Origin of the sequence: Methyloligella sp. GL2, assembly GCF_013341275.1 — a bacterium.
Classification (GTDB): domain Bacteria; phylum Pseudomonadota; class Alphaproteobacteria; order Rhizobiales; family Methyloligellaceae; genus Methyloligella.
Genome location: NZ_CP054476.1, coordinates 152,094 through 175,075, shown reverse-complemented (window position 1 = coordinate 175,075; position 22,982 = coordinate 152,094). Strand labels below are relative to the sequence as shown.

General features: G+C 64.1%; 26 protein-coding genes and 1 tRNA gene. 9 read left to right on the top strand and 18 right to left on the bottom strand.

Annotated elements, in window-relative coordinates; all coding sequences use genetic code 11:
* Positions 1–8: 8 nt before the first annotated feature.
* Positions 9–563, bottom strand: a complete 555-nt coding sequence (locus tag HT051_RS00800) for a hypothetical protein (RefSeq protein ID WP_174540271.1) — start codon at positions 561–563, stop codon at positions 9–11.
* Positions 564–709: 146 nt separating this feature from the next.
* Between HT051_RS00800 and HT051_RS00795 the strand changes: the two genes are divergently transcribed.
* A complete protein-coding gene (locus HT051_RS00795) occupies positions 710–1,195 on the top strand; it encodes a cyclic nucleotide-binding domain-containing protein (protein ID WP_174540270.1) in 486 nt (161 codons plus the stop codon).
* On the opposite strand, the gene HT051_RS00790 is transcribed toward HT051_RS00795, so the two are convergent.
* The 5 genes from HT051_RS00790 to HT051_RS00770 all read right to left on the bottom strand — a co-directional run bounded on the left by HT051_RS00790 (position 1,131) and on the right by HT051_RS00770 (position 6,550).
* The gene (locus tag HT051_RS00790) at positions 1,131–1,964 is read right to left on the bottom strand and encodes a metallophosphoesterase (RefSeq protein WP_174540269.1); all 834 of its coding nucleotides are present in this window, start codon (positions 1,962–1,964) and stop codon (positions 1,131–1,133) included. The genes HT051_RS00795 and HT051_RS00790 overlap by 65 nt on opposite strands.
* A 65-nt stretch (positions 1,965–2,029) precedes the next feature.
* A complete protein-coding gene (locus HT051_RS00785) occupies positions 2,030–3,265 on the bottom strand; it encodes an HlyD family secretion protein (RefSeq protein ID WP_174540268.1) in 1,236 nt (411 codons plus the stop codon).
* 3 nt (positions 3,266–3,268) lie between these two features.
* Entirely contained in the window at positions 3,269–3,772 is a 504-nt protein-coding gene (locus HT051_RS00780; protein ID WP_174540267.1) for a hypothetical protein, read from the bottom strand.
* A gap of 137 nt (positions 3,773–3,909) precedes the next feature.
* A complete protein-coding gene (locus HT051_RS00775) occupies positions 3,910–4,317 on the bottom strand; it encodes a response regulator (RefSeq protein ID WP_174540266.1) in 408 nt (135 codons plus the stop codon).
* Positions 4,310–6,550: an ATP-binding protein gene (locus HT051_RS00770; protein WP_174540265.1), complete on the bottom strand. Its 2,241-nt coding sequence runs from the start codon at positions 6,548–6,550 to the stop codon at positions 4,310–4,312. Before HT051_RS00770 ends, HT051_RS00775 begins: the two co-directional genes overlap by 8 nt.
* 322 nt (positions 6,551–6,872) lie before the next feature.
* On the opposite strand from HT051_RS00770, the gene HT051_RS00765 reads away from it, so the two are divergent.
* Positions 6,873–7,745, top strand: a complete 873-nt coding sequence (locus HT051_RS00765; protein ID WP_174540264.1) for an alpha/beta fold hydrolase — start codon at positions 6,873–6,875, stop codon at positions 7,743–7,745.
* Positions 7,746–7,790: 45 nt separating this feature from the next.
* Here HT051_RS00765 and HT051_RS00760 read toward each other — a convergent pair whose 3' ends face one another.
* Positions 7,791–8,129 (bottom strand): winged helix-turn-helix transcriptional regulator, encoded by a 339-nt coding sequence (locus HT051_RS00760; protein ID WP_371740617.1) that lies wholly within the window; start codon positions 8,127–8,129, stop codon positions 7,791–7,793.
* Positions 8,130–8,280: 151 nt separating this feature from the next.
* On the opposite strand from HT051_RS00760, the gene HT051_RS00755 reads away from it, so the two are divergent.
* Entirely contained in the window at positions 8,281–9,138 is an 858-nt protein-coding gene (locus HT051_RS00755; protein ID WP_174540263.1) for an SDR family oxidoreductase, read from the top strand.
* 57 nt (positions 9,139–9,195) lie between these two features.
* Here HT051_RS00755 and HT051_RS00750 read toward each other — a convergent pair whose 3' ends face one another.
* Positions 9,196–10,131 carry an AraC family transcriptional regulator gene (locus tag HT051_RS00750; RefSeq protein WP_174540262.1) on the bottom strand — a complete coding sequence of 312 codons (936 nt, stop codon included), beginning with the start codon at positions 10,129–10,131 and terminating at the stop codon, positions 9,196–9,198.
* A gap of 98 nt (positions 10,132–10,229) precedes the next feature.
* On the opposite strand from HT051_RS00750, the gene HT051_RS00745 reads away from it, so the two are divergent.
* On the top strand, positions 10,230–10,973 hold the full coding sequence (locus HT051_RS00745) for an SDR family oxidoreductase (protein WP_174540261.1): 744 nt from the start codon (positions 10,230–10,232) through the stop codon (positions 10,971–10,973).
* A gap of 273 nt (positions 10,974–11,246) precedes the next feature.
* Here the strand turns inward: HT051_RS00745 and HT051_RS00740 are convergent.
* Positions 11,247–11,336, bottom strand: a tRNA-Ser gene (locus tag HT051_RS00740).
* Positions 11,337–11,666: 330 nt separating this feature from the next.
* Between HT051_RS00740 and HT051_RS00735 the strand changes: the two genes are divergently transcribed.
* A complete protein-coding gene (locus HT051_RS00735; RefSeq protein WP_174540260.1) occupies positions 11,667–12,026 on the top strand; it encodes a hypothetical protein in 360 nt (119 codons plus the stop codon).
* A 182-nt stretch (positions 12,027–12,208) separates the two neighbouring features.
* On the opposite strand, the gene HT051_RS00730 is transcribed toward HT051_RS00735, so the two are convergent.
* Complete coding sequence (locus HT051_RS00730) at positions 12,209–12,595, bottom strand: DUF2237 family protein (RefSeq protein WP_174540259.1); 387 nt, start codon at positions 12,593–12,595, stop codon at positions 12,209–12,211.
* A 23-nt stretch (positions 12,596–12,618) separates the two neighbouring features.
* Positions 12,619–13,863 carry a penicillin-insensitive murein endopeptidase gene (gene mepA, locus HT051_RS00725; RefSeq protein ID WP_174540258.1) on the bottom strand — a complete coding sequence of 415 codons (1,245 nt, stop codon included), beginning with the start codon at positions 13,861–13,863 and terminating at the stop codon, positions 12,619–12,621.
* Positions 13,864–14,163: 300 nt separating this feature from the next.
* Between mepA and HT051_RS00720 the strand changes: the two genes are divergently transcribed.
* Positions 14,164–14,607 carry a L,D-transpeptidase gene (locus tag HT051_RS00720; RefSeq protein ID WP_174540257.1) on the top strand — a complete coding sequence of 148 codons (444 nt, stop codon included), beginning with the start codon at positions 14,164–14,166 and terminating at the stop codon, positions 14,605–14,607.
* A 150-nt stretch (positions 14,608–14,757) separates the two neighbouring features.
* A complete protein-coding gene (locus tag HT051_RS00715) occupies positions 14,758–14,925 on the top strand; it encodes a DUF1328 domain-containing protein (RefSeq protein ID WP_174540256.1) in 168 nt (55 codons plus the stop codon).
* A 58-nt stretch (positions 14,926–14,983) separates the two neighbouring features.
* On the opposite strand, the gene HT051_RS00710 is transcribed toward HT051_RS00715, so the two are convergent.
* From HT051_RS00710 to lepA, 5 genes are all read right to left on the bottom strand, one after another.
* Entirely contained in the window at positions 14,984–16,174 is a 1,191-nt protein-coding gene (locus tag HT051_RS00710; RefSeq protein ID WP_174540255.1) for an alpha/beta fold hydrolase, read from the bottom strand.
* Positions 16,175–16,343: 169 nt separating this feature from the next.
* Positions 16,344–16,643 (bottom strand): hypothetical protein, encoded by a 300-nt coding sequence (locus HT051_RS00705; protein ID WP_174540254.1) that lies wholly within the window; start codon positions 16,641–16,643, stop codon positions 16,344–16,346.
* Positions 16,644–16,822: 179 nt separating this feature from the next.
* On the bottom strand, positions 16,823–17,095 hold the full coding sequence (locus HT051_RS00700; RefSeq protein WP_174540253.1) for a hypothetical protein: 273 nt from the start codon (positions 17,093–17,095) through the stop codon (positions 16,823–16,825).
* A gap of 147 nt (positions 17,096–17,242) precedes the next feature.
* Positions 17,243–18,370 carry an AI-2E family transporter gene (locus tag HT051_RS00695; RefSeq protein WP_174540252.1) on the bottom strand — a complete coding sequence of 376 codons (1,128 nt, stop codon included), beginning with the start codon at positions 18,368–18,370 and terminating at the stop codon, positions 17,243–17,245.
* A gap of 48 nt (positions 18,371–18,418) precedes the next feature.
* Positions 18,419–20,236: a translation elongation factor 4 gene (gene lepA, locus HT051_RS00690; RefSeq protein ID WP_174540251.1), complete on the bottom strand. Its 1,818-nt coding sequence runs from the start codon at positions 20,234–20,236 to the stop codon at positions 18,419–18,421.
* Positions 20,237–20,467: 231 nt separating this feature from the next.
* Between lepA and HT051_RS00685 the strand changes: the two genes are divergently transcribed.
* Both HT051_RS00685 and HT051_RS15245 read left to right on the top strand, forming a co-directional pair.
* Positions 20,468–20,707 carry a hypothetical protein gene (locus tag HT051_RS00685; RefSeq protein WP_174540250.1) on the top strand — a complete coding sequence of 80 codons (240 nt, stop codon included), beginning with the start codon at positions 20,468–20,470 and terminating at the stop codon, positions 20,705–20,707.
* A gap of 154 nt (positions 20,708–20,861) precedes the next feature.
* Positions 20,862–21,269 (top strand): endonuclease domain-containing protein, encoded by a 408-nt coding sequence (locus tag HT051_RS15245; RefSeq protein ID WP_174540249.1) that lies wholly within the window; start codon positions 20,862–20,864, stop codon positions 21,267–21,269.
* Positions 21,270–21,366: 97 nt separating this feature from the next.
* On the opposite strand, the gene HT051_RS00675 is transcribed toward HT051_RS15245, so the two are convergent.
* Both HT051_RS00675 and HT051_RS00670 read right to left on the bottom strand, forming a co-directional pair.
* On the bottom strand, positions 21,367–22,146 hold the full coding sequence (locus HT051_RS00675) for a molybdopterin-dependent oxidoreductase (protein ID WP_174540248.1): 780 nt from the start codon (positions 22,144–22,146) through the stop codon (positions 21,367–21,369).
* Positions 22,143–22,958, bottom strand: coding sequence for a cytochrome b/b6 domain-containing protein (locus tag HT051_RS00670; protein ID WP_246810127.1), 816 nt, complete (start codon positions 22,956–22,958; stop codon positions 22,143–22,145). Before HT051_RS00670 ends, HT051_RS00675 begins: the two co-directional genes overlap by 4 nt.
* Positions 22,959–22,982: the final 24 nt, after the last annotated feature.

The following is a 22,982-nucleotide window of genomic DNA, read 5'->3' as shown; positions in this document are numbered from 1 at the left end:
TGCGCGCCTCAGCCAGACCCGGAGTTGGTGGCGATAGCGGCGAGCTGCCGGCACTGCCCCGGCAGGTTCTGATAGTGGATGCTCTTCAGACTGGCCTCCATCCAGTCCGAGCCGCGGGCCGTCGGCTCGTATTTGTAGAGCGCGATGGTGATCGGTTCGAAATGATGCCCTTGCGCCGACGTATCGAACACCTTGATCTTCGAGTGCAGCAGCTTGGGCTCCGGCGCCGAATCGAATTGCCACTCCGGATAGGGGGCTTCCTTCATCTCGACGACGCGCTGAGACCCGTTCGATCTTGCGATAAAGAGCTGTGCGAAGCGGGGGTCGCTCAGCTCGCCTTCGAGGTTGAACAGGAACTCCAGTTGCGGCCGTTCGATGGTGAAGCGGTAGAAGATGCAGTCGAGCTGCGGCGGGCCGGCATTCGCTTGCGCCAAGCTCTCATTGGCATCGGTCCGATCCGGTGACGACGAGCTATCGCCCGACGACCACCACCAGGTGGCCAGTAGCCCGGCGGCGCCGATTGCCAGGATCGCGGCGATCAGACCGTTTCTGCGATTTGCCATCGGCTCCGCGCCTCCTCTGCGCATGCATCGATACTGACACTTTGCCGGGCGAGCCCAAATCGATTCCTACACGGTGTCTGCTCAGCTTTGCCAAGCGCGCCGTTCCGGGGCAGGATAAGCGCATCTGACAATCGACGGTCGTTTTCATGAGCGCATTTCTCGACTCTTGCCAAGACGCCCGCCGCGAGACCATCGCGCCGGGAACCGAAATGCTGACCGAGGGCGAGCGCTCCGAAAAGCTCTACGTGCTGCTTGAGGGACGCGTCGCGGTGTTCCGCGGCAACATGGAGGTTGCCGAGGTCAGCCAGCGCGGCGCGGTGTTGGGCGAGATGTCGGCGCTGCTCGACTGCCCCCATACCGCGAGCGTCCGCACCGTCACCGAGGCCGAATGCTTCGTCATCGACGATGCGCCCGCCTTCCTCAAATCCCATCCGCAAGCGGCTTTTGCCCTGGCGCGCATGCTGGCGGAGCGGCTGAACACCGCCACCGGCTATCTCGCCGATGTGAAGCGGCAATATGAGAGCCATGGCAGCCACCTCAACATGGTCGGCGACGTGCTGGAAACCCTCATTCACCAGCAGGAGGACGATTTTCTGCTGGGCTCGGATCGGGCGCCCGATCCACATCCTTAAGCCAGTCCGGCGGCTCGGAGAGCCAGGGGATCGGCCGGCTCAAGGGCGCATCGAGATGCACCATCTGCGCCCCGGCCGATGACAGCCACACCGCTTCGCGCGCATCGGTGTCGATATAGATATGCGCCGGAGGGGCGATGAACTCGCGCCCGGTATTGAACACCCAGGTCTTGCCGATCCGGTCGATCCAGGAGCCATCCTGCACGAAAGGCGCCTGATGGGCGTGACCGGCAAACACCATGTCGGGCTGGTATTGCTCGATCCAATCGCGCACCGGCTCCTCGCCGAAATAATGCGTCGCCTCCCAGCTCACCTCCGACTTCACCGGCGGGGCGTGATACAGCCAGACCCAGTGCGTCGCTTTGCGCGCCTTCGCCGCCGCGGCCAGCTGCTCGCCGATCTGCTTCTTGACGATCGGCCCGTCCCACCACGGGCATAGGGTGAACAGCGTATCGCCGATGGTGACGGAATCGCCGTCCGACAAAAGCCCGTCATTCTTCGAGCCGAGCAGCCAGGTGGAGATCTTCTCGCCTTGCGCATTGCGGGTGTTGAGATCGTGATTGCCGGAGCAGATCAGCAGCTTGGTCTTCTGCCGCAGCTTCTGGAAATATTTCAGCACCACAGCGCTTTGCGCCCGGCCCGGCACGGGGGAGGCGATCTCCAGATGGTCGCCCGCCATCACCACCACGTCGAACCTGTCGGCGATGCTCAGCACCCAATCGTATTGGGGCAAGGTGTAGTGGAGATCGGAGACGACAAGCAGGCGCATCGGTTCGAAAGTAGAAAGAGGTTTGCCCGCCCGCGCAACCGCTAATCGCCCACCATCCGTGTCGGCTAATGCTCGCCGCTGATCACCAGGGTCTGGATCGGCAGCAGCAAGGTCTGGATGCGCAGGATGGCGGCATGCACCAGCCCGACCGCGTCGGCCATATGCAGATAGAGCCCGCCCCAGAAGCCGGCTTCGCCCGAGGCGATTTCCGCGTGATGGTCGCTGTAGAGATTGACGATGCAGTTGCTGCCCGGTGGCAAGCGCGACAGCGTGCCGTCGTAGAGCGGCTCCAGCCGCACCAGGATCGAGCCCGGCTGCGACAGGTTCGCCGGATCCAGCAATTGCTGCCCGGCATTGACCTGGCCCGAGGCGATATAGTCCTGCACGCCGATGACCTTCAGCGGCACGATGGAAAGCGGCATGGAGGGGCAGGCCGCCTCGCCGATCATCCCGACCCGGATCACCTGGGCTTCGATCTGACCGAAGCCGGCGACCAGCCCGTTATGTCCGGCATCTTCCGGAATCAGCACCCCGGCGGGACGCCCCAGCGCGGTGACGAAATCGCCGGGCCGCAGCGTGAATTGCTCCACTCGGCCGGAAACGCCGGCCCGCACCACGGTCTTCTCAAGCTGCACCTCCGCCTCGGCCAGGGCCGCTTCGGCGCTCGCCTTCTGCGCCGGCAGCAGCGTGTCGAGACGGAGCTCCGCCTCTTCCCGCGCAGCTTCCGCCGCGTCCACCGCACCTTGCTGCGTATCGACCAGCGTCTCCAGATCCTCCAGCTCGCGGGTCGAGACCACATTGGCGTTGCGCTGGAACAGCTCCCGCTTGGTGCGCAGCTCGTCCGAGGCTTGCTTGTAGGCGCCCTTGGCCTGGCGCAGCTGGCCTTCCGCCGTGGCGATCTCCGACTTGGCCAACCCCATCTGCGCGTCGATCTCGGTGACCTGGCTTTTCAGCGTCGCGACGCTCGCTTTCTGCTTGGCGTCGTCGAGCACGAAGATCGGCTGGCCTTGCTCCACCTCGTCGCTGATATCCACCAGCACCTCCGCCACCCGGCCGTTCACCTCCGGCACGATCGGCACGGCGCGGAAGAACGAGGCCGCCGCGGTGGTGGAGGGGTGGTAGTAGAACACCAGCGTGATCAGCAGCACCGTCAGCATCAGGCATGAGGTGATGCCCCAGCGCAGCTCGTACCAGACCGAATACAGCGTGATCTCGTGGCCCAGCCGTTTGCCTTGCGCGTAGCGGCGGTAGAGATAGTCGGGAAGGATCGTGAACAGCGAGCAGAGCAGGAGTTCGACCATCGATCAGCTCTCCTGCTTCTTATCGGCGGCGGGCTTGGCCGCTGGCGTCGTCTTAGCGGTCACCTTGGCCGCCGGCTTGCGCGTTTTGGCCGGCGGGGCAGGCGCCTCCGTCTCTGGCTCCGGCGCAGCCTCCTCGAAGCCGGTCTCTGGCTCCGGTTCGGAGGGGATGCCGGCCTGATGCTCCAGCGCCACCGCCATGCGCTTCAGCGGCGAGGTGAGATCGGGCAGATCGATCATCGCCAGCACCAGCGCCACCACCCAGAACATGTGCTCATGGGTGAACAGCGCCAGCAGGCAGAGCACCGCGACGATCTCCAGCTGCAGCTTCTTCGACCGGTGGGCAATCCGTTCGGGGAGGGAATGGATAGTCAGGAACAGCGCGCCGAGGCCGAGCACCGCGGCGACCAGAAGGATGCCGATAAGCACAAGCAGCCAGTCGGTATGCCCCGGTGCGGTGATGAAGATCGGCAAATGGGCCGCATGGCCGGCAAGTTCGGTCTCGTCCACGTCCGCTTCCCCCAAAGCTTGCCCGCTTCCCTTCGTCAGATGACGCGCGGCAAGCCGCACGCTCTATCCAAGGTTGTCGGACTTGTCCAGACGCGGAGCACGAAAAATCGAGGAAAGCGAAGGTTTCCCGGGCGCGGCTAGGTGCCCGCTGCGGCCTTCGAGCGATGCTCGTCCCAGATCGCACGCACCGTATCGCTGAGCGTCATCGGCTCGAACGGCTTCAAGATCACGTCCAGCACGCCGTTCTGCCGATACTGTTCCTGCTCATGGGCCTGCGCCTTCGCGGTCATGAACACGACGGCGGCCTCGTTGCCGCCCGGCAGTGCGCGGATGGCGTCCAGTGCCTCCAGCCCGCTAATGTCGGGAAGCATGACATCGAACAGGCAGAGCTGCGGCTTGAACTCGGGGAAAGCGGCGACAGCGTCTTTCCCCGTGGCGCAGCGCTTCACGGTGAAGCCGCCGATATCCTCCAGCGCCATCATGCCGATCTCGGCGATCTCATCGATATCCTCCAGATAGAGGATCCGCTGCAGCTCTTCAGGCACTTTTGCGCTCCTCTTTGGCAGAGATGCCGGCCAGCGGCAGGTCGATGAAGAACTGCGTGCCGCGCCCCTGCTCGGTCTCGAACCCGATCGTGCCGCCGAATGCTTCGACCAGCGTCTTGGTGATATAGAGGCCGAGCCCGCTGCTTGCGCCTTTACGCGTCCCGGAAAGATCGCCTTGGGCGAAGCGGTCGAACACGCGGGGCTGGAATTTCTCCGGGATGCCCGGACCTTGGTCGGTGACCGCGATGCGGATCTGCTCCGGACCGAGACGCCCGATCGCGACCCGCACTGTATCGCCCGGCTTGGAGTAGCGCGCCGCATTCGAAAGCAGGTTCACGATCGCCTGCTCGAACCGGTCCGGATCGACATTCACCACCGCGCCCTCTGCCGAATTCTCGATCACGAACCGGACGCCTTGGCGTTCCGCCAGCGGTTCTTGGCGCGCGACGATGGCTTCGGCAAGCGGAGCCAGCTCGGTCGGCTCCATTCGGTAATCCACCTTGCCGGCCTCGATCTTCTCGACATCGAGAATATCGTTCACCAGCCGTCCCAGCCGCTCCGTGCCCGTCTGAGCCAACTCCAGGAGCCGGGTGCTCTTGGCGTCGAGCTGCGAAGCGGCCTTCGCCTGCAGCAGGCTCAGCGCGCCGGAGATCGAGGTCAGCGGCGTGCGGATCTCGTGGTTCACCGTGGAGACGAATTCGTTCTTCATCCGCTCCATCTTCTTGCGTTCGCTGATATCGCGCACGATACCGCAATAGAGTTCGCCTTCCTCGACCGCCACGAGACTGACCGAAAGCTCAGCGTCGAAATTCGAGCCGTCACGCCGCCGCGCCGTGACCTCGCTGTTACCGGAGCGGAGTCCCGCCGCCAGACCGCCAGGCAGCAGCAGTGCCACATCCTTTCCGATCGCATCGGCGGCCGAATAGCCGAACAGTGCCTCGCAGGCCGGATTGAACATCTGGATCCGGCCCTCGGCGTCGGTCACGATCAGCCCATCGGCAATGTCGTTGATGATGGCGCGAATCTTCTCTTCGCTCTCGACCAGGGCGCCGGTGACCTCATGGAAGGCGCGCGCCAGAGCGCCGATTTCGTCCGGCTGATCGACGGGGAGCGAGAGCTCCGTCTCCCCTTGTCCCAGCCGGCCGACCTCTTGCGTCATTTCCTTCAATGGCCGGGTCAGCCGGCGGGCAAGGAAAAGCGCCGCCAGGCTGGTGAGGATCAAAATTGCCAGACTGAGCAAGAGGCTTTCGCGATTTGCCTGATTTGCAGGCGCCAAAACCGATTGTTTCGGTTCCCGCGTCAGCACGTTCAAGACGAGGTTGCCGCGGGCCAGATCGATCACGCTTTTGAACGAATAGAAGAAATACTCGCCGATTGCGATCAGGCCCCGCCCGTCGGCGGTCGCATCGGCGTGCAGCGGGGCCGGTAGGGCATAGTCGTCCCGCAGATGAAAGGAGAATTCCGTGCTCCCATCTTTCGGATCGTAGGTCATGAAGTCGCCGTTGGCGTTCGCCACGATGGTGTAGCTCTGCGGATCCGCATCCTTGATCGCCTGGCGCAGCAGCGCCTCGTAATCGGCATTGATCACGATCATGCCGAACCGGTTGCCCTCCTTATCGAAGATCGGGAGCAGAACTCGGATGGTCGGGATTTCGGGATTTTCGATGCGGCCGAACTCTCTGTTGTAGTCGACCTCCGAATAGGTCCACTCGCCCAGCTCCAACCCTTGAGCGAGCTTGAAATAGGTGCGGTTGCCTTTCTGCTGAAGCCGGTCTTCGGGAACGGGCTCAAACCCGTGTTCGGTTCGGTTGACCCGAACCAGCTCGCGTCCATCGTCGGAAAGCCCGATATACCGGATCTGCGTATAGACAGGCCGCGCCTCCAGTATTGAGGTGAAGATCGTCGAAAGCCGGCGTTTCCAGAGCGATAGCGTCGAGCCATCCGTCGGATCGATACCGCCTGCGTTCTGGGCGCGGATGATGCCTCGGATCGGCGGTGTGCTGGCAATGATCGTCGCGTCGGCCCGCATGTCGCGCACCGCATCGGTAAGCTGCGACGCCACAAGTCGGGTCTCGCCGGCGAGCTTGGCAGCGCCGAGATCCTCCGCCAACGAGACCGAACGCCGATGGGTTGCCACGCCAAGGGCGAGCGAAGCGATCAGCGCGATCGCCAACGCCATCAGAACGATCTTGTTGCGCAGGCTCGTCTGCAGAATAGTCGTATCCGCGTTCACCGCCGGCCTTTCGCTTGCGGCAATCGGCACCGGAGAGATCCGGTGGCGCCACCGCAGATATGAAAGTGCAAGTTGTAGAAAAAGACTCTGTAACGCCGGTAAATGACGGCGTGGGAATTGTCTGAAACGGAGCGCTGCCGGGTTGCGCTCTCTATCGCAAAAGCGCTGGAAAATAAGACGTTTCGAACGTCACGGCCCAAACGCCATAGCGGAATTTTCGCAGCACTTGCGCCTTCCCTTAACGAAATGCCCTATACCGGATCTTCGGGTGCAGGCGCCGTCTTCACTCGAAGCCGGCGGCCTGCACGTCTAAGGAATGCTCATGGAGACCATCGAAGAAACGCTGAGCTGGATCGCCGATGGCGCGCCCGTCGAGATCGGGACGACGCGGATTGGATCGGGACCGCGCCTTCTCATGCTGCCGGCGCTAAGCTCCATCTCCACTCGGGCCGAGCTGCGCCCCTTGCAGGAACGGCTCTCCGGATCTTTCGAAACCGTCGCCGTGGATTGGCCGGGTTTCGGCGAGCTGCCGCGGCCGAAGGTCGATTGGCGCCCCGCGCTCTATCGCGACTTTCTCCGCTTCCTCGCGAAGAAGATCGCTCCCTTCGCGACGATCGCCGCCGGCCACGCCAGTGCCTACGCTTTGGCCGAAGCCGCCGACGCGCCGGGGAGTCTCGGTAAGCTCTGCCTGCTCTCGCCCACTTGGCGCGGGCCGCTGCCCACCATGGCGGGAAAGCGGATGGGGGTGTTTCCGATGCTGGCTAAGCTGGTCGATCTGCCGGGGATCGGCGCCGCCTTCTACCGACTCAATGTCAACGGCCCCGTCATCGGTATGATGGCGCGCGGCCATGTCTATGCCGATCCCGACTGGCTCAATCCGGCCCGCATGCAGGCCAAGCGCCGCGTCACCGAGGCCCCCGGCGCGCGCTACGCCTCGTTCCGCTTCGTCTCCGGCGAGCTGGATCTGTTTCATAGTCGTGAGGCTTGGCTTAAGACGGCGGCCGAGGTGAAGACCGGCATCCTCGAAATCTATAGCCACCACACGCCGCCCCGCTCCAAGGCCGAGATGCAGGCGCTGGCGACGCTGGACAACGTCACTGCGGTGGAGGCCGAGTTCGGCAAGCTTTCCTTCTATGAAGAATTCCCCGCCGAGGCCGCCGCTCCCATCCGCACCTTTCTCGGTGGGAAGAATTGAAACAGCTGGCAGGGTGAGCAAATCGGTCGGCGGCACGCGCGTCCGTCAGTCACCCCCGCGGATGCGTCCGATATTCTCCTCGATCCAGTCGGCGAGCTCGGCCACTTTGGGAACCAGCTCCCGGCCGAGAGGCGTCAGCGAATAGTCGACATGCGGCGGCACCACCGGATGGGCGACGCGTTTGACGAACCCGTCAGCTTCCAGCTGCTTCAGCGTCTGCGCCAGCATCCGTTCGGAGACCTCGCCGACCCTGCGGCGCAGCGCGCTGAACCGTAAGGTCTCTTCGCGCAAGGCGATCAGCACCAGAACCGACCAGCGATTGGTCACCCGCCGCAGCACCGCGCGGGAGGGGCACTCCACGGCGAAGATCTCGCCGCGCACCATCTTGCCGGTCAGGCCGGCGGGCAGCTTTTGCGGGGTGCTGTGTGGGCCGTTTGTCATTTTTTTAAGCTAACATTTTTGTGCGTACTTACAAAAAATAATTACGAGGGTTAGATGCAGGGGACCGTCACCAATCCTGGAAAGGACCTGCATCATGATCGTCGTCACCGGCGCTTCCGGACAACTCGGCCGCTTGGTCGTTGCCGCCTTGCGCGAACGCATTCCCGCAAATCAGATCGTCGCGGTCGCTCGCAATACCGATAAGATCGCCGACCTTGCCGCCGAGGGCGTCGTCGTGCGCCATGGCGACTACGATGCGCCCGAGACCCTCGGCTCCGCCCTTGAAGGCGCGGAGAAATTGCTGCTCATTTCGAGCAATGAGGTGGGCCGCCGCGCGGAACAGCATAAGGCGGTGATCGAGGCGGCCAAGACTGCCGGTGTCTCTCTTGTCGCTTACACCTCCATCCTCCACGCCGACATCTCGCCGCTGATCCTGGCGGAGGAGCATCGCGCCACCGAGGCCATGCTGAAGCAGAGCGGCCTGCCCTACGCGTTGCTGCGCAATAGCTGGTATACGGAGAACTATCTCCTGGGCGTTCCGGTGGCTCTGAAGTCGGGCACGCTTTACGGTGCCACGGGCGAGGGCAAGATCTCCACCGCCCCCCGCGCCGACTATGCCGAAGCGGCGGCGGTGGTGCTGACCGCGGCGGAGCCTCAGGCCGGGCGCGTCTATGAGCTAGCGGGGGACGAGCCCTATACGCTGGCGCAGTTCGCCGCCGAGCTCTCCCGCCAGAGTGGCAAGGAAATCGCCTACCAGAATCTTTCCGAAGCCGACTACGCGGCGGCTCTGGTCAGCGGGGGCATGCCGGAGCTCTTTGCCACCGTGCTGGCGCAATCCGACGCCTGTGCCGCCAAGGATGCGCTTTTCGACGATAGCCGCCAGCTCAGCACGCTGATCGGCCGGCCTACGACACCGCTGTCCAATGTGCTAGCGGCGGCGCTGAAGGGATAGCGCCGCGCGAAGCCGGGGCGCGCATGTGTCCCGGCCTGCCGGGCCGCGCGCTAAGCCTCAGCCGAGCTGTCCAGCAGCCGAAATCGGGTGCGGTTCGACCCCGGCACGCATGAAGCGTCCGGGCGGCATTCCGGCATGACGGCTGAAAGCGGTGCTGAACGCGCTTGCAGAGCCATAGCCGACCCGCCTTGCCACCTCGTCCAGCGCGATGCCACCGGCCTTCAGAAGATCCTTCGCAACGGCCATCCGCCAGGTCAGCAGATATTCCATCGGCCTGACGCCGACCGTGCGGGCAAACCGATCGAAGAAGGCCGACCGGGACAGCCCGGCCTCGCGCGCCAGATCGCTCACCGTCCAGGATCGCTCCGCATCGGCGTGCATGGTCCGCAAAGAGGCGGCGATCCGCGGATCTGCCAGCCCGCGCAGCAGACCCGGCGGTCCGGCTTCTCCCGGCACCGACCGTAAGGCTTCGATCAGCAGGATCTCTACCAGGCGGGCCAGGATGAGGTCGCGGCCGATCTCGTCCCTGGCCGCCTCCTCACCGACAAGCTGCACCAGCTGAACCAGTCTCGGCACCCCCCGGATATGGATCATCCGGGGAAGCAGAGAGACAAGCAGCGCCGCGTCGGGCGCGTCGAAGACGAAATACCCGCCAAATTGCTGCACATCCGGTGGCCCGTCCTGGCGGCCATAGCGCACCTCCTCGTCGGGGGTAGGGGCCGTCTTCGGATCGATCCGCGTCGGCGGAGCCGGCTCGAAGCCGGACATGGTGAAAGCCGGCGTCGCCGGCAACAGCACGAAATCGCCTGCTTCCAGCACGACCGGCGGCTCCCCATCGACGGCGAGGCGGCACCGCCCCTCGGTCACGGCGCAAAACCCGGGCTGGCCGAATTCGGAATAGCGCACCGCCCAGCGCCCGGCGCCGCTGATCCCCTTGGCGAACACCGCGCGGGGTCGGAGAAGTTGGATCACTTGGGACAGCGGATCGGGCATTTCGGACTATTGCGAATGATAAACGGATTATCATGTGAGATAGTACGGATCATGCCGGTTATCTCTGTCGGGTCAACATCGAAAACAGGAGACCCGACATGAACACCGTTCTCATCACCGGCTGCTCGTCCGGCTATGGGTTGGAAACCGCGCGGCATTTTCACGCCCAAGGCTGGATGGTCGTCGCGACCATGCGCAATCCGGCCGACAGTCTGCTGCCTGCATCGGATCGCCTGCGGGTGCTTCCGCTGGACGTGACCGTGCCGGAGAGCATTTCCGCCGCGCTGGAGGCGGTCGGGCCGATCGACGTGCTGGTCAACAATGCCGGGATCGGTGCCGCCGGCGCCTTCGAGGCAATGCCGATGTCCCATGTGCGCAAGCTGTTCGAGACCAATACCTTCGGCACGATGGCGATGATCCAGGCGGTGATCCCGCAGATGCGCGCGCGCCGATCCGGGGTCGTCGTCAACGTCACCTCCAGCGTCACCCTCGCGCCGATGCCGCTGGTGGCGGCTTACACCGCCAGCAAGCAGGCCATCGAGGGGTTCACAGGCTCGCTGGCGCAAGAGCTCGGCGCTTTCGATGTGCGGGTGAAACTGGTGGAGCCGGGGTATGCACCGACCACGCGCTTTGCGCAGAACACCGATATGGACGTCGCCGCTCTGATCCCCAAGGACTATGCCGCCTTCGCCCAGCCGATCTTCGAGGCCTTCGCCGCTCCGGCGCTGACCACGAAGGAGACCGATGTGGCCGAGGCTGTCTGGCAAGCGGCGACCGATCGCTCCGCCCGCCTGCGCTATCCGGCAGGTCCCGACGCGGTGGCCCTGGCGCGTGCGAGCTGACGATGCCGGTGCCGGTCGCGGATGGAAACGTCTCGCCATCCAGGCCGCCCCGCGGAGGTGCGAGCGACCGTTAGGCTAGGAATCGAGCGCGTTGCGCTCGACAAGCCCGACTGGGCGCCGCGCGAAAGCGCGCCCTCGCGGAGGTGCGAGCGAAGCGAGCTACCGTGAGCCGACGAGTCGAGCGCCCCAGCGCTCGCAAGCCCGACTGGGCGTCGCGCGAAAGCGCGCCCCATCGGAGCCGTGAGCGAAGCGAATTGGCGTGAGATAAAACAATGGCGGAGAGGGAGGGATTCGAACCCTCGAGACGGTTGCCCGCCTACACGCGTTCCAGGCGTGCGCCTTCGACCACTCGGCCACCTCTCCTAATTTTGTCGGAGCCGTGCCCCGCGTTGTCGAAGAAAAGCGCACGCTTCTCTTAAAAGGACGCATATGGCTTTGCCATATGCTGTGCGCCTTCGACCACGCAGGCCTCTCCTAGATTTTCGCCGGAGCTTGCTCCGAGGGCCGAAGATAAGCGCGTGCTTCACAATGTGACACGCCGTCGACCACTCGGCTGGCTTTCCGATGAAGGCGCGCACTATAGCGAAGCGCCGCCCCCTTGCAAGGAGCGAGAGAGGGGATGCGCTAAAACTGCGCAAAAACCCTCCCCAACACCATTTCAGGATTTGAACGCGAGGGCCGGCTCGCCTATCAATGCTTGCAATCCTTGAGTCCTCGAGCAGCGGCTTCCACGACATGCATCGCATCTTGCGTCTTCTTGCAGTTTGGGCGCTTCTCATCGCCATGGTTGCCCTGGTGGTCGACGCCACCAAGACCCTGGGCGCCGACGGCACCATCGTGATGACGCCGCTGGCCGAGCAATGGCAGACCAGCTTTCCGCAGACCTTCGCCGACGCCAAGAGCTGGGTCGAGACCCAAGCCGGGCCTGATGTCTGGGAGAGTTTTCTGCTGCCCGTCTTGAGCCTGCCGACCTGGCTTCTCTTCGGTCTGATCGGCGTGCTGCTATTCTGGCTCGGCCGCAGGCGCCAGCGGGCCGAGGTCTATATCAACTAGCCAAATCACTTCGGAACGGAGCGCGGCTAGGGCCGGCGCGGTCCTCCCCCCTGAAAAGGGGGAGTTAGAGGGGGGGTCAAATTTCGGCCTTTCGGACTCCTTCCGAGCCTTAGACCCTCACCCCGGCCTTCCCCCTTCTTGGGGGGAGGGGGATGGCCCCTTCATCGCTTCGGGCGGTTCTCTTAAGACAGATCCAGCGCGTGGCGCTTCAGCACCTTGAGCTCGATGAGCTGCAGCGTCGCCTCATGGGTGGCGGCGAGGCAGACCCGCGGCGCCACCCCGGCCTCCAGCGCTTCGATCCAGCGGGGCGCGCAAAGGCACCAGCGGTCGCCCGGCTGGAGACCCGGAAAGCCGAAATCCGGCACCGGGGTAGAGAGATCGTTGCCGCGTGCCTTGGAGAAGGCGAGGAACTCTGCCGTCATCTCCACGCAGACCGTATGCATGCCGATATCGTCCGGCCCGGTGTGGCAGCATCCGGTGCGGTAGAAGCCGGTGAGCGGCCGGTCGGAGCAGGGCTGGATCGGCTCGCCGAACACATTGCGTTGAGGTTTGGCGGTCTGCTGCAGCATTCGCGGTCTCGTTCGAAGAGCGGCTAGCGCGGCGCCCTGGTCGGCATCGGCACCGGCGTCTCGGGCGCGGGCGCCTTGCCCGTCAGCACATCGACCTCCGACTGGCTCAGCGAGGGTGCCGGCGGTCCGGCATCCTTACTCGCCATGGCCTTCAGCATCGGCGAAGGCTCGCCCGGCGCCGGCAGGCCGTCATTGCCGCCTGCCATCAGCACCGGCGTGCAGGCATCGGGCAGATCGTCGAGCGAGGGGCCGCGCCGCGGCGGTGCCGGTTTTGCCGGCTCCTTCATGCGCGACTTGTTGATCTCCGCCTGCTTCAGCTCGTCGAACCAGTAATTCAGCGGCGCGCCGCAATCGTCATTGCCGGAAACCTTCGGCTGGTTCTCGCAGCCCTCCATCCCCGCAGGGCAGCTCAGCCGCACATGGAAGTGGTAGAAATGCCCCCACCAGGGGCGGATCTTGCCGAGCCAGGCCCGGTCGGCACCGGCATCCTCGCAGAGCTGCTTCTTGATCGCCGGATGCACGAAGATGCGCGCCACTTGCGGGTAGGACGCCGCCCGCTTCAACAGCTTGGTATGCCCCGGCGTCCACACATCGGGATCGACGGTGAACGGGTCCTTCAGCATCGAGACCGCGCTGATCTCCTCCCGCTCCGTCGAGGTGAGGATGCGGTCCGGCATCGGGGTGAGCCAGATATCGGCATCGAGGCCCACCTGATGGCTGGTATGGCCGGTGATCATCGGCCCGCCCCGCGGCTGGGACAGATCGCCGACCAGGAGTCCGGGCCAGCCGTCCAGGCCCTGCGCGTCGCTCGCCAGCCGCTCCAGATAGGCGATCAGCTCCGGATGACCCCAATTGCGGTTGCGCGACAGGCGCATCACCTGCCAGTCGGGGCCGTTAATCGGCAGCGCCTTGCCGCCGGCCAGGCACCCTTTCGAATAAAAGCCGATGGAACGCGCCTGCATATTGGCCGGCCCGCTGACCGAGGCGAACAGCTCCTTTGCCGGCGCGTCCTTATCGGGCGCGGGCGTGGTCTCGGCCGCACTCGGTACCACCGGCGGCTTGCGCTCGGGCAAAGGCACCGGACCTGTGGGCGCTGTAGCTTCGTTGGTGGCGGTTTTTGTGGGAGAGGCGGCGTCGGCAGGCGCAGGCGATGCCTCGGCGGTCTTCTCCGCCTCGCCCGAATAGGCCTCCGGCGTGAACGGACCGGCGGCCGCCGGACAGGCGGCAAGAGCAAGAACGGCGAACGCAACGAGTGGTCTTGCGGCCATGACTGCTTCCTTTTCCAAGGGCGGAAAGCGAAGCCCCTCCACGAAAAGTGCAAGCAGTTTAGCACAATTCGTGGCGCCAATTGGCACAGAAGCTTATCGGGCGTTCACCGATTTGCGCCATTTCTTGCACCGATTCAGAATAGTTTTGCCGGTCATCCCCTATTCAGGACGCAGATTTACACTGGCAGGTCTTCCGGTGAGCCGCAGGAAAGGGTGGCGCGGAGGGCTGGCACCGGTCCTTGCGTTTTGGCGGCATTGGACGCGCCAGCGAAGGACCTCGCGTTGAGGGAGAAGCGAAAAATGGGAAAGATCTTTCTGTACGGGGTTGGGATCTCGATCCTGGCTTTCATCGTGGCGTTCCTGCTGTTCACCACCATCGCCCATGCCGGCGTGGTGGCGCAGGTCAGTCTCGCCAACCAGCGGATGAATGTGATCGTCGATGGGCGTCAGGTGCATAGCTGGCCGGTCTCCACCGGCGTTGGCCGTTATCACACCCCGACCGGCACGTTTAAGCCGTACTTCCTCTCCCGGCATCACCGTTCCAGCAAATATGCCGGCGCCCCGATGCCCTATTCGATCTTCTTCTATAAGGGCTACGCGATCCACGGCTCCTACGAGATCAAATCGCTCGGCCGCCCCGCCTCCCATGGCTGCGTCCGGCTGCATCCGAAGAACGCCGCCAAGCTCTATTCCCTGGTGCAGACCCACGGCTCCGGCGACACGGTGATCCGCATCTCGCAATAGGTCCTGGGGAAGCGGCGGGAACTCCAGGCCCGCTTGGCGCTTTCCTCTAGCGTGTCCGCAAGGCCCCGAAAGGGGCTCTAAGGGGCTGTCCGGCAGGCGATGCGCCGGGCAGAGGTGGATTTCGCAAGCTGTGATTGGGAGGCAACCCGCATGACGCTTCTGAAATGGGCGCTGATTTTCTTCGTCATTTCGCTGATCGCCGGTTTCTTCGGCTTCAGCGGCGTGTCGGCGGCGACCGCCGGCATTGCCCGCATTCTGTTCTTCATCTTCCTGGTGATCTTCGTCGTCATCCTGATTCTAGCGCTGCTGGCGCTGTAGATCGGCGATCCGAAGCTCGGACCGGCGCCGGCTTTAATAGCCGGCGTCCGTGTCTTGGTCAGCCGCCGCAGCTGCTCGGTGCCGGCGCGCCGCGGAAGCGGTCCTGCATCCATTTCAGCGCGGTGGAGACGCTGTTCCGCGCCGCGTAGGTGTGGCTCACCCCCGGCATCGCCACGAACTGCACCCGCGTGCCCTGGCGGCACAGCATCGCGCCGTATTTCTTGGTCAGCGCCGGGTTCACCGTCTTGTCGGCAGTCCCTTGCGCCAGGAACACCGGCACCGGGATACGCTGCTTCCCCGGCGTGTTCTCCATCATGATCCGCCGCCAGGGATTGGTCTTGGCCGGATCGATAGTGAGAAATTCCTTTTTCAGCGGCTGGGCGTCCTTGCTCAGCGTCTCGACCTGCGCGATCGATTCCAGGCATTGCTGCGCCGTTCGCTCGAAGGCGGGATAGACTTGGGACTTCACAACGGATTTTGCCGAGATGCCGTTCACCTTCGACCAGGAATACAGCGCCATGGCGGTCAGCGCCTTGCCGCCCAGATCGTGGATATCGTCGTCGAAGAGATCGATCAGATAGGTCGCCGGTGCGGCGGCGGCAACGCCCAGCAGCTTCAGCTCCGGCGCATAGGAGCGTGCGATCTGGCCGGTGAACAGCACCGCCTGTCCGCCTTGGCTGTGGCCCCAGGCCACGAAGCGGTTGCTGGCCGATTTCTCCATGGCCCGTGCCGCGCGCACCGAATCCAGCACTGCGCGGGCCTCGCTGTCCCCATAGAGGTAGGGGTGAGGGCCGCTGGTGCCGAGCCCAGGATAATCCGTCGCTACGACGATGAAGCCGGCATTCAGCATCTGCTTCAGTCCCCAGATCAGCCCTGCCGTGTCGGGCCTGAGCGAGGGCGCGCAAGGCGGCACCACGCCGGATGTCGGATGCGCATAGGCGATGATCGGCCAGCCGCCCTGCGGTGCAGCTCCGCCGGGGATGAAGATCGCGCCGGAGACGGCGATCGGCTCGCCTCTCAGCCCCTTGGAGCGGTAGAGGATACGGAAGGCCTTGCCGCCAGCGCCTGTCGGCCCGCCGCCTTGCAGCGGCCAAACGCGGATGATCGAGCCGGGTTTTCCTGGGATTTCGCCGGACGGGACGTCGTAGAGTGCCGCGGCGGGCTGTGCAAAAAACAGCGTCAGAAAAACGGCCAGCACCAAGCCGGCCTGCACGGCCGACCGGCCAGGCCGGATCGTGAACGCAAACATCAACTCCCCCAAAACCCCAAATACATTTTCGTTTTGCGCCCGCATCCTAGCCGCTATTGCGAAAATCGCGACTATGAGATGGTATTTTTCCGGAATAAGCCGATGAACCCCGCAAAAAAACCGGCGCCCTTGGGAAGAACGCCGGCTTCATCCTAGAGCTGCGTGAGGCTTACGGGCATTTCAGCTTCCATTTGCCGTTGCCCTTATGTTTCCACCAGCAGCCCGGGCGCATCGGCGGCCCCCAGCGGTTGGCGTAATAGGGTACTGGGCCGCGATATTTCGGCACCCAGTAGCAAGCGTAAGGCCCGCAGCGCCAGCGGACTTGCTGCACCGGCGAAGCCGGCTTGGCGGCCATATCGACGCGTGGCGCGCTCATCGCGGCCTGGGCAGGGCTGCTATGGCCTGCGACCAGCGCACCGCCGGCGAGCACCGCGGCGGCAATCAGAGACGACAATACGGTTTTCAACACGGGTCTCGTCCTCCTATTCCGAAACTCTCGGCACATTGAGGGACTGCAACTCTGCCGCTCAGGCGCGCGCAATGCATGGCAACATTGCGCCCCCGGTTAATGAAATATGCCGCCTCGAGCGGGCAGGGACGCCGGCCGCTAAGAGAAGGACAGGCGCGGCCGGCGCCCCCGCTTCCCCGCTAACGGCATTTCTGCTTCCAGTTGCCGAGCAGCCCCTGTTTCCAATAGCAGTTCGGCGCAATCGGTCCCGGTGCGTAATAGGTGGCGCCAGGCTGCTGGGTCGGCACCCAGACGCAGCCGAATGCGCCGCACTGATAGGCGACGTCGAGGACCTGCGACTGCGGCTGTGCCTGCGGCGCCGGCACGGTCAGGGGAGCCGCGGCGGCGGCAGTGACACCAGAAAGAGCCAAACCGCCGGCGACGGCGCTCGTCATCAGAATTCGCTTCAGCATGGGGATCCTCCTTTTCTTGTCCGTGTTTCGATCCACGGCGGGTAAACGGACGAGGAGGGGGGCGAAGTTCCCTTCCGGAACCCGCCGATGCCGCGATCGGTTGTCTTCGTTACGGGCAAGAAGCTGACGCGCCTGATTCGGCGCGGTTCAATTGCGCTTGGCTGAATTCGGCGTTTCGCCGGCCGCTGTCGCCGGTCCGTCCCGATCGATTTTCACGCTCCAAAACTGCAGCAGCGACATGGTCACCGCCACGATCATCGGCCCGAGCAGCAGCCCCGCCGCGCCGAACACCGTGATGCCGCCGAGGATGGCGATAAAGGTCGGGATGGTGTGCAGCCGTAGCCGGCGCCCGACCAGCATCGGATAGAGTAGATTGTCGATGCCGCCGACCACCACGGAGCCCCAGGCGATCAGCACCACCGCCTTCTCCCAATGCCCGCCGAGGGCAAGCAAGAGTGCGGCGGGAATCCAGATCACGAAGGCGCCGAGCACCGGCACGAGCGCCAGCAGCCCCATCACCGTGCCCCAGAGGATTGGCGCCGGGAGGCCGAGCCACCAGAAGGCGAGACCACCGAGGCTGCCTTGTACGATGGCCACCACCACCGTGCCGTAGACGGTGGCGTAGACGATGTCCTTCACCCGCCGGAACACGGTCTCCGTCTGTGCCGGCGAAAGCGGCGAGATATCCCGCATGAAGCCGAGCATCCGTGTCCGGTCGCGCAGGAAATAGAACAACAGATAGAAGGTCAGCACGAAGGTGATGATGCCGAGCAGCGAACTGGAGACGAACGAGGCGCTGAACGTCGTCAGCCAGGAGGCGACGGTCCGGAAGGCTTCGTCGAGATTTGCGGCATCCAGCCAGGTGACCACCGGCGCCAGCGGCCCCTTATCCTCGAACAGCTCGCGCCACTCGCCCGCCGCGACCATCTCGCTGAGCAGCGTTGCGCCGCTCGCCGCGTCTTGCAGCAGGCGGCGCCCCAGCCACAGCATCGGCACCACGCCGATCAGCCCGATGGCGATCACCGCGACGAAGGCGGAGACGCTTCTGCTGGTGAGCTTCGCCTCCAGCCAGCGCTGGGCCGGCATGGCAAGGATCGCCAGCGCCAGCGCCCAGGTCAGCGCCGGAAGGAACGGCACTGCCAGCAGATAGCAGACATAGACGGCGATGACGGTGAGGGCGAGCACCACGCCGGCGCGAAGTCGTCCCCGGCTGTCCAATTGCGCACTCAGGCTCTTCCCGCCTGCGTCGTCTTCGGCTTCGTGCTTCTGCTGCATCGAAAGCTCTCTTCAGCGGCGCGGAGCCCGGCGCCCTCGAAAAAGCGCCTAATCCGCGTCCATCTTCAGCGCCGCGATGAAGGCCTCTTGCGGGATGTCCACCCGACCGAAGCTCCGCATCTTCTTCTTACCCGCCTTCTGCTTCTCCAGAAGCTTCCGCTTACGGGTGATGTCGCCACCATAGCACTTCGCGGTGACGTCTTTGCGCATGGCGCTGATGGTCTCGCGCGCGATCACCTTGCCGCCGATCGCCGCTTGCACCGGGATCTTGAACAGATGCCGCGGGATCAGATCTTTCAGCCGCTCCACCATGGCCCGGCCGCGCGCTTCCGCCCGCGAGCGGCTGACGATCACCGACAGCGCATCCACCGGCTCGTCATTGACCAGGATCGACATCTTCACCAGGTCGCCGTCTTCATAACCGGTGATGTTGTAGTCGAAGCTGGCATAGCCGCGGGTCACCGATTTCAGCCGGTCGTAGAAGTCGAACACCACCTCGTTCAGCGGCAGCGCATAGACCACCATGGCACGGCTGCCGGCATAGGTGAGGGTCTTCTGCCGGCCGCGCCGGTCCTCGCAGAGCTTCAGCACCGCGCCGAGGAATTCGTCCGGTACCAGGATCGAAGCCTCGATCCACGGCTCCTCGATATGCTCGATCTTTTGCACATCCGGCATATCGGCCGGGTTGTGCAGCTCCAGCATCTTACCGTCGGTGAGATAGATCTCGTAGACCACCGACGGGGCGGTGGTGATCAGCTCGATATTGAATTCGCGCTCCAGCCGCTCGCGGATGATCTCCAGATGCAGCAGGCCGAGAAAGCCGCAGCGGAAGCCGAAGCCGAGCGCCGCGGAGGTCTCCATCTCATAGGAGAAGCTGGCATCGTTGAGCCGCAGCTTGGCGACCGCCTCGCGCAAATCCTCGAAATCCGAGGCATCCACCGGAAATAGGCCGCAGAACACCACGGGCTGGGCCGGCTTGAAGCCCGGCAGCGCCTCTTCCGTCGGCTTCCTCTCGTCGGTGACGGTATCGCCGACGCGGGTATCGGCCACCTGCTTGATCGAAGCGGTGAAGAAGCCGATCTCGCCGGGCCCCAGCGCATCGCGCATCTCTTTCTTCGGGCGGAAGATACCAACCGTATCCACCTGATAGGAGGCGCCGGTCGACATCAGCTTGATGCGCTGCCCTTTGCGCAACGCGCCGTCGATGATGCGCACCAGCACCACCACGCCGAGATAGGCGTCGTACCAGCTATCCACCAGAAGCGCCTTCAGCGGCTTGTCGACCTCGCCATGGGGCGGGGGCAGCCGCTCCACGATGGCTTCCAGCACCGCATCGACGCCGACGCCGGTCTTGGCCGAGATCTCCAGCGCGCCCGAGGCGTCCAGCCCGATCACGTCCTCGATCTGCTGGCGCACCCGCTCCGGTTCGGAGGCGGGAAGGTCGGTCTTGTTGAGGACGGGGATGATCTCGTGATCGACCTCGATGGCCTGATACACATTGGCCAGGGTCTGCGCCTCGACGCCTTGGGTCGCATCCACCACCAGAAGCGATCCCTCGCAGGCCGCCAGGCTGCGGTTCACCTCATAGGCGAAGTCGACATGGCCGGGCGTGTCGATCAGGTTCAGCTCATAGGTCTCGCCGTTCTTCGCCTTGTATTCCAGGCGGACGGTTTGGGCCTTGATGGTGATGCCCCGCTCGCGCTCGATCTCCATGGAGTCGAGCACCTGTTCCTTCATCTCCCGCATCGTCAGCCCGCCGCAAAGCTGGATCAGGCGGTCGGCGAGCGTCGACTTGCCATGATCGATATGGGCGATGATCGAGAAGTTCCGGATATGGGACTGGGGCGTGAAACTCTTTTTGTCCATGGACCGGGCTTGTATCAGCGGCGCAATCCCCGTCAAGCGCTAGTCTGGACGCAGCGGCGGCGCTTTTTCCGCCAGCCTTGCCGCGGCCACAGATGCGGCCAAAACAAGGCGGATAAACCACTGAAAAATCACAATAATTTTAAGCGTGCGTGGAAACCGCTTTCGAACTTGCAGCGTTTAGAGCTGGTCCCTGAGAGGGACACCCTCAAACCCAGATAAGGGAGTTCAGCCATGCTGAAGAAGACCGTTCTTGCCGCTGCCGGTATTGCCGTCCTCGGAATGGGCGCCGCGGCGCCCGCCATCGCCGGTCCGCTTTCCGGTCCGATGGGCGATTCCATGAACTGCCGCAAGCTCGCCAAGCAGCACTACCCGGACGACCGGGGCATGCGCAAAGCCATGCGGTCCGACTGCAAGGCCTATCAGAAGCAGTCCAGCAAGATGGACAAGGCCGCGAAGCGCGCGGCCTCGTAAAAGTCGTCTCTCCCTAAGCGACGAAAGAAGGGCCCGCTGCTCCGGCGGGCCCTTTTTTGTGTGCGAAGGCATCGGGCGAGATCGCAGGGCCGAGCTCCCTCCCCCTAGAAGGGGGAGGGGTGGGGTGGGGGTCACTTCGGCCTAGGCTCATAGGATGGGCTCTCGATTTTCAAGGACCGAAGCGGCAACTGATCGTGCGCGGTCGTTGCGCAGGCGCATGTCTCCTGTGGAGCAGAAGATGTGGCGCGCGCTTCGCGGTGACCAGCTTGGCGTCGCCTTTCGCCGGCAGCATCCGGTGGGACCATATGTACTCGACTTCTATTGTCCGTCCCTGAAACTCGCCATCGAACTAGATGGCAACGAACACGCCTATCGCATCGCGCGCGACAGGCGGCGGGATCGCTATCTGTGTGAGCTTGGGATCGCGGTGTTGCGCTTCAGCAATCTGGAGGTGACGCGAAACTTGGCAGGTGTTTGGGAGGTGATATCCGCAGAGGTCCGGCGGCGAGGCAAATGCCCCCCACCCGAGTTGGCCAGAGCCAACTCGACCTCCCCCTTCTAGGGGGAGGTGCGGCGCGCTGCGCAGCGTCGGCGATTCGAAGCTCCCTCCCCCTAGAAGGGGGAGGGTTGGGGTGGGGGTCGCTTAACTGGTGTGGGCCTTAAATGCCTGCGTACCAAGTATAGCCGCGGTCTTCCCAGAACCCGCCATGGCCGCCGCGGATATCGTCGAAGCTTTCCACCGCCTCGATGCGGCGGATGTATTTCGCCATCTTATAGCCGAGCTGCCGCTCCACCCGGACGCGCAACGGGGCGCCGTGCGGAATGCCGAGCCGCTCGCCGTTCATCTCGTAGGCCAGGATGGTCTGCTCGTGAAACGCGTCGGGAAAGGCGATGGATTCGTAATAGCGGCTGTCTTCGGAGCCGCCGCGGCCGAGATCGTCATAGCAATAGAACACGATATATTTCGCGTTCGGCTTCAGCGCGGCCTTGTTCAGCACATGGGAGAGCTGGACGCCCTTCCATTGGCCGATGCAGCTCCACCCTTCCACGCAGTCGTGCCGGGTGATCTGGCTGCGCGAGGGCATGGCGCGAAGCTCGTCCAGCGAGAGGCTGAGCTCGTTCTGCACCAGCCCGCCAACCTCCAGCCGCCAATCGCGGAAGTCGTTTTCCGCCAGGGCCAGATAATCCGGCGTGCGCGGATTGGTCGATCCGTTGGCCTTGAAGTCGGCGGAGATATCCTCATGCGCATATTCCCGCGCCAGATCGTTCGGCGTCAGGATCGCCCGCTGTACCGCTTCCGTCAGCGTCTCGGCGCTCGCCAGGATCCGCTGCACCAGCGGATCGCGGGAGAGGCTGTCGCAGCCGCCGAGCAGCAGCGTGCCGCCAAGCGCCGCGCCACGGGTGAGAAAGCTCCGGCGGCTGACCTGTTTTTTGCTCATCCTTCGGCCTCCTCGGTCTTAATCACAAAGCGCCCGGTGATCATCGAGCGGAGGTTGTTCCAGACCCCGGTGACCAGAACCATGAACACATGCACCAGGACGAACAGCACGATCAGGCTGGCCGAGATGAAGTGGATCGTCCGCGCCGATTGCCGCCCGCCGAAAATATCCAGGAGCCAGGGGAAGGCGGCATCCATGCCGGGCGACATGGTGAGCCCGGTCGCCAGCATCAGCGGTAGCAGGATGAAGATCACGATCAGATAGGAGAGCTTCTGCAGCACGTTATAGCGCTTCGCCTCCTCGCCGTGATCGAAGCGGAACAGCGCGTGATCCTTGATGCTTTGCCAGATGCCTTTCAGCTGGCCGCGGTCCGGCGCCAGATCCCGCCGCAGATGGCCGCTGAGGAGGGTGTAGCCGAGATAGATCAGCCCGTTGATCACGAAGGCCCAGGCGAAGAAGAAATGCCAGCTCCGCCCCTTGGCCAGCGAGCGGAAGCCGGGCAGCGTGATCGACCAGGGAAAGCCATAGCGCTGGAATTCGCCGTCCGCCTCATACCCGCCGCCGAGCCAGCCGGTGGTGTCGAAGCGGGTGCCGAACAGATCGGTCACGCCGATCGGCCCGTCCGGTCCATCGCGCTCGTACGTCATGGCGACTGCAGGATCGGCGAAATCCGAAGTCGAGCCGAAATACAGCGCCGGATGGGCGTTGAAGATCTGCAAGCCGCTCATCAGCAAGACCAGCAGGCAGAGCACGTTGATCCAGTGGGTCAAGCGGACCGTGCCCGCATGCCGGTAGATGACTTCACGCGCCATGACTTTTTCATGTGCCATGAGCCG